Origin of the sequence: Bifidobacterium anseris (assembly GCF_002860345.1) — a bacterium.
GTDB lineage: Bacteria > Actinomycetota > Actinomycetes > Actinomycetales > Bifidobacteriaceae > Bifidobacterium > Bifidobacterium anseris.
This window is the reverse complement of the sequence record NZ_NMYC01000002.1, coordinates 31,222-43,231: the sequence shown is the minus strand read 5'-3', so window position 1 is coordinate 43,231 and position 12,010 is coordinate 31,222. Positions and strand designations below refer to the sequence as shown.

At 64.0% G+C, this 12,010-nt stretch carries 7 protein-coding genes; 5 read left to right on the top strand and 2 right to left on the bottom strand.

Translation table 11 applies throughout. From position 1 onward, the window contains the following. Nucleotides 1-130 precede the first annotated feature (130 nt). Together CGZ88_RS04015 and CGZ88_RS04010 are read right to left on the bottom strand one after the other, a co-directional pair. Entirely contained in the window at nucleotides 131-1,927 is a 1,797-nt protein-coding gene (locus tag CGZ88_RS04015) for an ABC transporter ATP-binding protein (protein WP_026645484.1), read from the bottom strand. A gap of 31 nt (nucleotides 1,928-1,958) precedes the next feature. Beyond that, the gene (locus tag CGZ88_RS04010; protein WP_026645483.1) at nucleotides 1,959-3,866 is read right to left on the bottom strand and encodes an ABC transporter ATP-binding protein; all 1,908 of its coding nucleotides are present in this window, start codon (nucleotides 3,864-3,866) and stop codon (nucleotides 1,959-1,961) included. A 346-nt stretch (nucleotides 3,867-4,212) separates the two neighbouring features. On the opposite strand from CGZ88_RS04010, the gene CGZ88_RS04005 reads away from it, so the two are divergent. The 5 genes from CGZ88_RS04005 to CGZ88_RS03985 all read left to right on the top strand — a co-directional run bounded on the left by CGZ88_RS04005 (nucleotide 4,213) and on the right by CGZ88_RS03985 (nucleotide 11,926). Then, nucleotides 4,213-6,585 (top strand): beta-L-arabinopyranosidase, encoded by a 2,373-nt coding sequence (locus tag CGZ88_RS04005; RefSeq protein ID WP_101671152.1) that lies wholly within the window; start codon nucleotides 4,213-4,215, stop codon nucleotides 6,583-6,585. Next, a complete protein-coding gene (locus CGZ88_RS04000; protein WP_101671151.1) occupies nucleotides 6,582-7,538 on the top strand; it encodes a TatD family hydrolase in 957 nt (318 codons plus the stop codon). The genes CGZ88_RS04005 and CGZ88_RS04000 overlap by 4 nt, the downstream gene beginning before the upstream one ends. A gap of 351 nt (nucleotides 7,539-7,889) precedes the next feature. Continuing rightward, entirely contained in the window at nucleotides 7,890-10,076 is a 2,187-nt protein-coding gene (locus CGZ88_RS03995) for a KUP/HAK/KT family potassium transporter (RefSeq protein WP_101671150.1), read from the top strand. Between the two features lie 128 nt (nucleotides 10,077-10,204). Further along, complete coding sequence (locus tag CGZ88_RS03990; RefSeq protein WP_026645480.1) at nucleotides 10,205-11,080, top strand: class II glutamine amidotransferase; 876 nt, start codon at nucleotides 10,205-10,207, stop codon at nucleotides 11,078-11,080. A 132-nt stretch (nucleotides 11,081-11,212) separates the two neighbouring features. Further along, nucleotides 11,213-11,926, top strand: a complete 714-nt coding sequence (locus tag CGZ88_RS03985; protein WP_026645479.1) for an HD domain-containing protein — start codon at nucleotides 11,213-11,215, stop codon at nucleotides 11,924-11,926. Nucleotides 11,927-12,010 lie beyond the last annotated feature (84 nt).

The window sequence follows — 12,010 nt, the reverse complement described above, 5'->3', positions numbered from 1 at the left end:
TTATATGAAACATGTCAGCGATCACAAGCTCGCCGGCGAGGTTCCTTCCAAGAACCCCATAACTGAACCCTTCTTCTCTCTTCTCTCTATGAAATGCCGGCGGCCTTCTCTCCGCCGGCTTTTTCTTTCCCTACTCCACCGCGTCCGTGATCATCGCGTACTGCGACTCGACGAGCCGCCAGTAGTGGCCGCGCTTGGCCATCAGCTCGTCGTGCGTGCCCTGTTCGACGATCTGCCCGTGGTCGATGAAGCAGATAACGTCGGCGTTCTCGATCGTGCTCAGCCGGTGCGCGATGATGAAACTCGTGCGTCCGACGAGCAGATGCTCGAGGCCGGCCTGCAGCGCCTCCTCGGTCTTCGTGTCGATGTTGCTCGTCGCCTCGTCGAGGATCAGGATGCGCGGATCGGCGAGCAGCACGCGCGCGAAGGCGATGAGCTGCCGCTGTCCCATCGACAACGTCGCGCCGCGCTCCTCGACGACCGTGTCGTAGCCGTTGGGCAGATGTTCGATGAATTCATGCGCATGCACGGCCTTCGCAGCGCGCTCGATCTCCTCGTCGGTCGCGTCGAGCCTGCCGTAGCGGATGTTGTCGCGGATCGTGCCGGAGAAGATGAACGTATCCTGCAGCATGACGCCCATCTGCCGCCGCAGCGACGCGAGCGTCACGTCGCGTACGTTGTATCCGTCGATCGTCACCGACCCTTCCGCCACGTCGTAGAACCGCGACAGCAGATTGATGATCGTCGTCTTGCCGGCGCCGGTCGGCCCGACGAGTGCGACCGTCTGTCCGGGGGAGACGTGCAGATCCACGAGATTGAGGATGTTCCTGCTGTCCGGTTCGTAGCGGAACACGACGTCGTTGAAATCGACTTTGCCGCGCACCGGCGGCAGTGCAACAGCGTCGTCCGCGTCGGTGATCTCCGGCTGCACATCCATCGTCTCGAAGATGCGTTCGAGATACGCGGAGCAGGTGATCAGCTGATTGTAGAAGTTGCCGATGTTGATGACCGGGTTCCAGAAGTTGTTCGCATAGCCGATGAACGCGATCAGTGTGCCGGTCGTCGCCGCGACGCCGCCGATGTTCATGATGCCGACGTAGTACAGCAGCGCCATCGTGCTCATCGAGATGATTTCGATGCTCGGCCACATCAGGAACTGCAGATGCACCGAACGCATCCACGCCGTGCGCACGGCGCCCTGCTGCTCCTGGAACGTGTGGTACTGTTCCTGCTCGCGCGCGAAGGTCTGCGTCGTCTTGACGCCGGCGATCGACTCGTGGATGAAGGCGTTGAGGTTGCTCTGCTTGTTGGAGAGGTTCTGGTACGCCTTGCGCTGGAAGTGCTGCAGCACGCGCACGGCGATGATGAGCAGCGGGAAGAGGACGAGGCTCCACAGCGCGAGCCGCCAGTCGATGACGAACATGATCACCAACGTGATGACAAACGTGAACACGTCCGAGATGACGTTGATCAGTCCCGAACTGAGCGTGTCCGACAGCGTGTTCACATAGTTGACGACGCGGATCAGGATTTTGCCGTGCGGCCGCGAATCGAAATAGCTGAACGGCAGCGTCTGGATGTGCGTGAACAGGTCGCGGCGCATGTCCTTGAGCATCATCTGCCCGACGCGCGTGATTTCCAACGTGCGGTAGCGCAGCGCGATCTCGTAGAGCACGATCAGCACGAGCATGATCGCCGATATCCATCCGAGCAGCCCGTAGTTGCCGTGCGGCAGCACGTCGTCGATGACGACCTTCGTCAGATACGGCACGCTCACGGCGATGCAGCTCATCGACATGACGACGGCCACGATTTTCGCGATGCGCGCGCGGTACGGCCTCATGTAGACGGTGATGCGTTTGAGGTCGCTGAGATTGATCTGTTCTTCGAGTTCCTCGTCTTCGCGGAAGGTGTTGCGTTTCGCCATTGCTGTCTCCTCCTTTCTGCGTGTGCCGCGCTCAGCGCGCGCCCGTCTCGTCGTCGATGGCGTATCCCTGCGCCTGCCCGGACTGTGCGCCGAGCTGCTTGTGGTAGATCGCCCAGTATCTGCCGTGTTTGGTGACGAGTTGCTCATGCGTGCCGCGTTCGACGATGCGTCCGTGCTCGAGCACGAGGATGAGGTCGCTGTCTTTGATCGACGAGATGCGGTGCGCGATCGTCACGATCGTCTTGTCGCCGTCGAGTTCGTTGAGGTGTCGCCTGATCTTCGCTTCCGTCTCCATGTCGACTGCGCTCGTCGTGTCGTCCATGATCAGGATCGACGGGTCGTCGGCGATTGCGCGCGCGAGCGACAGGCGCTGCTTCTGGCCGCCCGACAGGCCGACGCCGCGTTCGCCGACGACGGTGTCGTAGCCTTCGGGCATCCGTTCGATGAAGTCGTCGGCGCCGGCGATGAATGCGATGTGCCTGATGTATTCGGGTGTCGGGGCGTGCGCGCCGTCGACACCGAAGCTGATGTTGCCGCCGATCGTGTCCGAGAACAGGAACGTGTCCTGTGCGACGACGCTCACCTGCGAGCGCAGCGTGTGCAGCGGCCAGTCGCGCGCGTCGATGCCGTCGATGAGTACGCGTCCGCGCGTGGGGTCGTAGAAGCGCGCGATCATGTTGACGAGCGTCGATTTGCCGGCGCCGGTTTCGCCGAGGATGCCGAGGCGTGCGCCCGCCGGGATCGCGAAATCGATGTCCGTCAGGATTGGCGTGTCCGGATCGTCGGGGAACGAGAAGTCGACGTGTTCGAAGCGGATCGAGCCGTTGATGTGCGCGGGGGTCGCGGCGACCGTCGTGTGCGCGGCGGACGTCGAGGCAGAAGTCGAGTCGGCCGCCGATCCAGTCGTCGACTCAAATGTCGCAGCAGCCGCCGCGTCGGCGTGCGGCTCCTGGATGCGCGGCGTCGCCGTGAGCAGACGGCGGATCTTGACGCATGAGGCGTTGAAACGCTGCCAGTCGTTGACGAGCCATCCTGATTGGCGCACCGGCGAATCAATCATCCACAGATACGAGCTGAACGCGACGAGGCCGCCGAGCGTCATGTTGCCTTTCAGGACAAGGAAGCCGCCAAGCGCGATCGTGATGAGCTGCAGCGAGAAGCCGAGGCCGTCGAGCCATGGCATGTAGCGGCGCGTGTTACGTGCCATGTCCATGTTGCGTTCCATGTAGTCGTCGTTGCGTTCGTCGAATTTCTCCGTCTCGTAGTCTTCGCGCACGAAGGCCTTGACGACGCGGTTGCCTTCGATGTTCTCCTCGACCATCGAATTCATCGACGCGAGCGAATTGCGGATTGCGAGGAACAGCGGTTTCGCGTGCTGCGACAGCTTGCGCGTGAGCACGAAGAGGAACGGCGTGACGCAGGCGAGCGCGAGTGCGAGCCGCCAGTCGATCGACGTCATCATCGCGAGCGCGCCGACGAACATGACGACGCAGTTGATCGCCTGATAGCTCACCCAGCTGAGCAGATGGCGGATCGCGTCGGTGTCTGAGGTCATGCGGCTCATGATGTCGCCGGTGCGCGTGTGGTTGAAGTAGTTGAAGTCGAGCGTGTGCAGTTTCTCGTATTCGTCGCTGACGAGACGGAAGACGGTGTTCTGCCCGAAGCGTTCCATCCACATCGCGTTGCCGTAGTAGGCGGCATCGCGCACGATCGTGACGACGATCATCAGGATGCACAACGTGGCGAGCAGTTTGAGCTGCCGTTGTTCGATGACCTGATCGACGATGCGCGCCGAGATCAGCGGCGTGACGAGTGCCATCGCGGCGCTGACGAAGTAGAGGATGATCGCGCCGATCGCGCGCGGCAGGTCGGGTTTGCAATACGCCATGAGCCAGCGCAGGTTGCCGGCGTGTTCGTTGCGTTTCGGATTGACGTACATCGGTGGTCTCAGAGCTCCTGTGCGCTGCGGTTCACCGGAACGGATGGATAGTTCATCCGGCGAATGAAATGGTCGTCTTGCATTATGTGCACATGCCGCCGCCCATGCAAACCGGCGTCGGCGTCGGCGTGTCGGCGGTATATCGTGGTCGTTGCTGCCACACTCGGGCATCCGTCGGCGCGTTTCACCGCAGGGCACAGCGCGACCGGCGGCGGCAGGCTCGCGTGCATAATGGAATCAAAGGAAATGGACGAGGACGGATCACGATGCGGACGGCATCGGCGACCCGTGGGATTCCCACGGGCACGGAGCCGCATGCGGGCAGCATGGAGGAAAGGCGACGGCGATGACTGGCGTAGTGGAGCGAATGCTGGGTGGCGAGGAACGCATCGCGGGTCGGCTGATCCCCGACGCCGCCGGACGGTTCGTCTGGGGCAACGGCGTCATCACGATGGTGTTCGAGGCCTCGGACGCCGCACCAGTGCGGCTCGTCGGCCTGTCGGGACGCGGCATGTCGCCGGTCGACGCGAACATCCCCGGCGAACCCGACGCGCAACCGATCGTCGAACTGCGCTCGTCGATCGACGGCGGCGGCGACAACCGTCTGCAGCTCGCCGCCTCGGCCGCAGGACTCAAACTGCGTTTCGTCAAGGCGCTGCTCGTCTCGCCGCCGGCCGACGAAAGCATGGGCAGCGGCCCGAACGCCAAGCCGATGGACGCGCTCGCGATTGTGCAGCGTGACCCGAACGGCAACGGTCCGCTCGTCATCTCCGTGTTCAAGACGCGCACCGGCCTGAGCGCCGTGCGCACCTATACGATGCTGCACAACGACGACGAATACCCGGTCGAGGCTGTCTCGTCGATGAATGTGACGTTGCCGCTCGCGGCCGCGCGTCTCGACGATGCGCAGACGCTCATCTACTCCGGCGAAAGCTCATGGGATCTCGAGAACGCGTGGAGCTGCCAGCCGTTGCGCGCGACGCCGTTGCGCGACCGCGACCAGCACGTCAACCCGGGCATGTCGTCGGCGCGTTTCGCGCGCAGCTCGTCGTCGACGTGGTCGACCGGCGAATACCAGCCGGCGGGCATCGTCGAAGGCTTCAGCGAGGACGTCGCCGCGCGTCCCTTCTCGTTCATGTGGCAGATCGAGCACAACGGCGCGTGGGAGTGGGAGATCGGCGAGGACGATCCGGGTATCCGCGTGAGCGCCTACGGTCCTGAATACCGCGACCATCAGTGGTTCACGATGCTCGGCGAGGGCAACGATTTCATCTCCGTGCCTGTCGCCTTCGCGATCTGCGCCGGCGACTGGCAGCGCGTCGTCGCCGAGATGACGGTGCACCGCCGCGTGCTGCGCCGCCACCACGCGGCGGCGCAGGGCCGTTCCGGGGTCTTCGACGATACGCTGCTGCGCGTTGTCTACAACGATTACATGAACACGCTGTGGGGCGATCCGACGATTGAGAAGGAGCTGCCGCTCGTCGAAGGCGCCTCGAAGGTCGGCGCCGACGTCTTCTGCATCGACGCCGGCTGGTATGACGACGAGGGCGGCGGCTGGTGGGACATGGTCGGCGAATGGCAGCCGTCCTGCGACCGTTTCGGCACCGTGCGCCTCGCCGGACTCATCCACGACATTCAGGCGCACGGCATGATCGCGGGCCTGTGGCTCGAACCGGAGGTCGTCGGCGTGCGTTCGCCGATCGCCAAGGAGCTGCCTGACGACGCGTTCTTCTGCCGGCACGGGCGCCGCGTCGCCGACCAGGGTCGCTACCATCTCGATTTCCGTTCGCCGGTGGCGCGCGAACATGCGAACGCGACCGTCGACCGTCTCATCGACGAATTCGGCATCGGCTATTTCAAGTTCGACTACAACACGATGCCGGGCGTCGGCACCGACGTGCACGTCGACTCGGTCGGTGAGGGGCTGCTCGAACACTGCCGCGCCGTGCAGGACTGGATCGACGACGTGCGCCGCCGCCATCCCGAGGTCATTATCGAGAACTGCGGCTCGGGCGCGATGCGCGCCGACTATGCGATGCTCGGCCGACTCGATCTGCAGTCGACCTCCGACCAGGCCGATCCGCTCGTCTACGCGGCGATCGCCGCCGGCGCAGGCATGACGGTCCTGCCCGAACAGCAGGGCAACTGGGGCTACGCGCAGGAGGAGATGGACGACGAGAAGGCCGTCTTCACGCTGACCGCCGGCATCCTCGGGCGTCTGTACCTGTCCGGATTCATCAACCGCATGGATCCGATGCGCCTCGCGCTTGTACGCGACGCCGTCGCTCTGCACCGCAAGGTGCTCGACGAACAAGGCCATGTGATGCCGTGGTGGCCGTACGAACTGCCCGATTTTCGGGACACATGGCTCGCCTACGGCCTGCGGCACGACGAACGCATCTCGAAGGACCTGTACCCGGAGGTCGCCGGCATCATCGGCGAACACGGCCACCGCGAATACCTCGCTGTGTGGCGGCGCGGCGGCATCAGCTCGATGTACCTGAACCTCGGCGAAGGCGCGCACATCACGCAGGTCTTCCCCGACCCGGCGCATCCGGAACACGCGCCGAGCGCGAAACCATGGACGATCGAACAAGTCGATCCGCAGACGGTGTGCCTGACGGTTGCGAACGACGACGTGCCATCGGCGCGCATCTTCGCGGTGACCTACGACGACGCCGGCAAGGAATCGGAATCGGAAGGTGCGAGCAGGGCATGAGCAAAAAACACCGCGACCGCAACTGGGCGCCCGCGCCGCCGGCGTTGCCCGCCGATGCGCAGGTCATCGACAACCACACGCATGTCGCCTCCGTCGTGCCGTTCTCGCAGGCGATGAGCCATGAGGCGCAGGAACGCGGACAGGACCCGGTGCCCATCTACAGCGTCGATGAACTGCTCAAACAAGCGGCCGCCGTCGGCGTCGAAGGCGTCATCGATTCCGGCTGCGAACTGCCCGACCTGATGACGGCCGTCGACATGGCGAGGGAACACCCCGGCGTCGTGCACGCGGCCATCGCGATCCACCCGAACGAATCGGTCCTCCACGGCCATCGCGGCGCACCCGGCCCCGACGGACTGCCGGTGCGCTACAAGCCGTGGCACGACGTGAGCGTCGACGACGCGATCGCCGAAGTGCACCGCATCGCCGTCACCTACCCGAAGCAGGTCGTCGCGATCGGCGAAACCGGCATGGACCTGTTCCGCACCGGCGTAAGCGCGAAGGAGCTGCAGCGCGACGCGTTCCGCGCGCACATCGCGCTCGCGAAGGAACTCGACCTGCCGATGCAGATTCACGACCGCGACGCGCACCGCGACGTCATCGAAACGCTGCTCGCCGACGGCGCGCCGCGCAAAACCGTCTTCCACAGCTATTCGGGCGACGCTGAGATGGCGCAGATCGCGCGCGAGCACGGCTGGTATCTGTCGCTTTCGGGCACGTCGAGCTACAAAGGCAACGACGGCATCCGCGAATCGGCGAGGATCGTCGGCCTCGACCACGTCATGGTCGAGACGGACGCGCCGTATCTGACGCCGATGCCGTACCGCGGACGGACGAATGCGCCGTATATGATTCCATACACTTTGCAATCCCTTGCCCAATATCTTGAGATGCCGATCGAGGAGGTCGCGCGGGCGACGCGGGCGACGACACGCGAAGTGTACGGCGTGTGAGCGCGGCCGCGCAATCGGATGGATAATCGATTGCGCATAGCTGCGCAAACGGCGTCATGAAGCCGCGCGTCGGCTGTGTGATGGCACTGCGACAGTTGTGTGACACGCCGTGCGGCGGCCGTCTGGCGGCTGCGTGCGGCGGAGCGAATGACGCGGTGTAGGCGGTGGCCTCGACGATATGGGCGGCGGTATGCTGTAGGAAAACGTGGCATAAGTCGGCTTGCGTGACGCGATAGTGTTCCCTATTGCATATTTTGCAAGTGCGGATCCGCGCGGCCGAAGATAAGCGAACAACGACGGGGAGAACCCGATGATGCGGCCGGCCGGATCCTGCTCGTGAAAGGAACCGCGATGGCTGCAAAGCCGGAAGACAACGGCGAGGACACGCTGCTCAAGCGCGCCGCCCAATACACGAAAGCTCCGAAGGTCTCCCACAAGGTGCTGACCAAACAGGAGCGCGAGGAGATCCTCAAGGAGCACAAGCTCCGCCAGGCGCAGGCTGAACGCCTCGAATCGACGGGATCGTCGGGCCCTGTCGGACGCGCATGGCGTAGACTCCAATCAAGCCCCGACAAGGTGTCGCTCGCGATGGCGCTCGTCGCGCTCGGCGTCGTCTACGGCGACATCGGCACGTCGCCGCTGTACACGATGCAGACCTTCCTCTACGGGCGCGGTGGCATGGCAAACACGACCGACGAATCGGTCATCGGCATGCTTTCGCTCGTGTTCTGGTCGATGACGCTCATCACGACCGTCGAATACGTGCTCATCTGCATGCGAGCCGACAATCACGGCGAAGGCGGCATCCTCGCGCTCTATTCGCGTCTGCGCCGCTACGGCAAATGGCTCGCCGTGCCGGCGATGATCGGCGGCGCCGCGTTTCTGGCGGATTCGGTGCTCACGCCGGCGATGTCGATCAGCTCGGCCGTCGAAGGCCTGACGACGCTGCCGTGGCTCGAACGCGTCTTCGAGGAGAACTCGGGGCTCACCGAGATGATCGCCCTCGTCATCCTGCTGTGCGTGTTCGCGATCCAGTCGCGCGGCACCGAAAGCATCGGACGCGTCTTCGGCTCGATCGTGCTCGTCTGGTTCCTGTTCATCGGCGTCATCGGACTCGTGAACATGTCGGGCGACTGGAGCGTGCTGCGCGCACTCAACCCGGTGCACGGCATCACGTTCCTGTTCAGCGGACAGAACGTCGCCGGCATCGCACTGATGGGAACGGTGTTCTTGTCCATCACCGGCGCCGAGGCGCTGTATTCGGACATGGGCCATGTGGGACGCGGCAACATCTACCTGACGTGGCCTTTCGTCAACCTCGCGCTTGTGCTGTGCTATTTCGGGCAGGGCGCGTGGATCATGAACCATATCGGCGACGCCGCCTATCTGAAGTCGGTGCCGAATCCGTTCTTTGCGATGATGACGCCGAGTGTGCGCGGCGTGGCCGTCGTGCTGTCGGTGGCCGCCGGCATCATCGCCTCGCAGGCGCTCATCTCCGGCGCGTTCACAATCGTCTCGGAGGCGACCGGCCTCAACTGGATGCCGCATATGCAGGTGCGGTATCCGTCGCGCACGCGCGGACAGCTGTACATTCCGATGATCAACGCCGTGCTGTGCGTCTCGACGGTGTCCGTGCTGCTGATCTTCCATGATTCCGAGCACATCGCCGCCGCCTACGGCCTTGCGCTCACCGTCACGATGATCATGACGTCGGTGCTCGTGACCGTCTACCTGTGGCATCTGCGTTCGCGATTCGCCGCTGTGCTGTTCGCGATCGTGTTCCCGTCGATCATGGTCATGTTCTTCGTCGCGTCGATGGCGAAGTTCCTGCACGGCGGCTGGTTCACGATGCTGCTCATGCTCGCGATCCTCGGCGTCATGTACACGTGGGATCAGGGTACGATGCTCGAACGCGCGCAGCGGCGCCACATGAGCGCAAAGGAGTGCCTGCCGGTGCTGCAGCGGCTCCATGAGGATGCGGCGGTGCCGTATTATTCGGACAACATCGTCTACCTGACGAGCGATCAGGAGATGGGCCGATTCGACACGGACATCTTCTTCTCGATCTTCGCGAACCATCCGAAGCGTGCGCGCGCATGGTGGGCCGTCTCCGTCGAAACCGCCGACGAGCCGTTCACACGCGAATACTCGGTGGAGACTTTCGGCACCGATTACGTGTTCCGCGTGCGCATGCGCCTCGGCTTCAAGGTCTCGCAGTCGATTCCGGCGTATCTGCACCAGATCATGCATGATCTGCTGCGCTCGGGCGAACTGCCGAAGCAGACGACGCGCTACCCGAAGGTGGACGCCGATCCCGAGATCGGCCCGATCCGCTACGTGCTGATCCACAAGGAGCTCATGCCCGAATCGAAGGTGTCGTCGCGCGGAGCGATGGCGCTGCGCGTCAAATATACGATCCGCCATGTGGCGGGTTCGCCGATCAAATGGTTCGGTCTGGCGCCCTACGATCCGGTCACCGAAGTGCAGCCGCTCTTCCTGTCCACGGTGCGCCCGCCGCGCCTCAAGCGCATCATGTGACGGCGGCGGTGTCGGCGGCGGTGTCGGCGGCGCCATTCGGGCGCCTTTGAGGACGTCAGAACTAAAACCGATAGCGAAAATGCGAGAAACGCACGCGCGCGCAACAGGCAGCAGTTACAGTATCCACCATGTGCAGATTGCTTGGATACGCCACGAACGATGTCAACGCGAGCCTTCATCAGGTGCTTGGCATGCGCGCGTGCGCCGCGTTCCGCGATCTGAGCGTCATCCACAATGACGGCTGGGGCGCCGCGCTCATCACCGAACCGATGGCCGCCGCCCATGTGACCGACGGCGGCGCGCCGTCGCCGGAGACCGGTTCCGCGCTGTACCGCAACACAATCGCCGCCCACTACGACCCGATCTTCGACGAACTCGCGTCGGTCGGAGCGCGCAGCGCGCTGTTCCATCTGCGACTCGCCAGCTCCAACCTGCCGCTCATCCTCGAAAACCAGCATCCGTTCTTCGCGAACGGGCTAAGCTTCATCCACAACGGCGACATCTCCGACGAGCAGGGCCGCAACATCACGACGAACCGTTCATATCCGATCGACCACAGCCTCGTCCAGGAAACTGGCGGCCGTTCCGATTCCGCGATCTACTTCGCGACAGTGCTGCAGTATCTGGGCGTCGGCTACGAACTCGAGGAGGCGCTCGCGCAAGCCGTCAAGGAGCTGCGCGCCGCGTATCCGCTCAGCAGCTACAACTGCATGATCCAAAGCAAGGACACGTTCATCGCGCTGCGCGCCGAAAGCGGCGGCCCGACGCGTCAGGGCGTCGTCGACGTCTACGCGCGTTACGGCCGCGCCAACGAAGCCGGGGATTACGCGGTGCTGCGCTACCGTGACCTCGCCGGCGCGACGGACGACACGTCGCTGCGCGGCGTCGTCGTGACGAGCTCCGGTTACGCGCAGCCGGAAACGGAAGGCTGGCGTGAGCTCGGCAACAACCAGATGATCGTCGCGTCCAACCGCACCGGCGACTACCGCATCCGCGCGATCTGATCAATCTCATCAATCTGGGTAGACGTCTCATCAATCTGGGTAGGTTGGTTGATGAGGGCATGCCGCTGCCACCGCCTTTGCCTGCCGGAATACCCTGAGGGAGTGTACGGCGGGCGGCGTTACGATGACGGTATGACCGGAACGATTCCCACACTTGAGCAGATCGACGCGGTGCACCGCAAGGTTGCGCCGTCGCAGGCCGCATACGACCTCATCCACACCCACTGCGTCATCGTCGCCGACATCACGCGGCGGCTCGCGCATCGTCAGAACGCGTTGTTCATGCGACGCTGCACATTGACCGATGTGCACGCCGAGCAGGTCGACGTGCCGCCGACCGACGGTGTCGCAGGCGGACTCGTGCCGCCGCGTTACATCGACGTCGATACGGCGGTGCGCGGCGCGATGGTGCACGACATCGGCACGTATCTCGTGCTTCGGGAGAACGGTGCCAACGGCGGTCCGCTCAAATTCGGCGACAACTACATCGAACATGGACTGCTCGGCTACCGGCTGTTGCTCGACGAGGGCATCGACGAGTCGATTGCGCAGTTCGCGCGCAACCACACCGGCGTCGGACTCACCAAGGAGGCGGTCGCGCGGCAGCATCTGCCGCTGCCGCCGGACGACTACGTGCCGCTCAACCTCGAGCAGGAGATCGTCATGGTCGCCGATAAATACAACAGCAAATCGGTGCCGCCGCGCTTCCTGACGTCCGCGACCTATGCGCGCAAGGCGGCGCGCTTCGGCGAGGCCAACCGCGACGAATGGCTCGAACTCGTGCGCAAATACGGCGAGCCGCCGGTCGCCGCGCTCGCCGAGCACTACCACCAGAAGCTGACCTGAGCGCGCCAGCTGATCTGGGCATGGCACGATACACGAACCGCCCGAACGATCATCGAAGATCGTTCGGGCGGTTCCGCGTGATGC

Bases quoted from the DNA above. Each gene is read 5' to 3' on its own strand.
- CGZ88_RS04015 (WP_026645484.1), bottom strand. From the start codon at position 1,927: ATGGCGAAACGCAACACCTTCCGCGAAGACGAGGAACTCGAAGAACAG.
- CGZ88_RS04010 (WP_026645483.1), bottom strand. From the start codon at position 3,866: ATGTACGTCAATCCGAAACGCAACGAACACGCCGGCAACCTGCGCTGG.
- CGZ88_RS04005 (WP_101671152.1), top strand. From the start codon at position 4,213: ATGACTGGCGTAGTGGAGCGAATGCTGGGTGGCGAGGAACGCATCGCG.
- CGZ88_RS04000 (WP_101671151.1), top strand. From the start codon at position 6,582: ATGAGCAAAAAACACCGCGACCGCAACTGGGCGCCCGCGCCGCCGGCG.
- CGZ88_RS03995 (WP_101671150.1), top strand. From the start codon at position 7,890: ATGGCTGCAAAGCCGGAAGACAACGGCGAGGACACGCTGCTCAAGCGC.
- CGZ88_RS03990 (WP_026645480.1), top strand. From the start codon at position 10,205: ATGTGCAGATTGCTTGGATACGCCACGAACGATGTCAACGCGAGCCTT.
- CGZ88_RS03985 (WP_026645479.1), top strand. From the start codon at position 11,213: ATGACCGGAACGATTCCCACACTTGAGCAGATCGACGCGGTGCACCGC.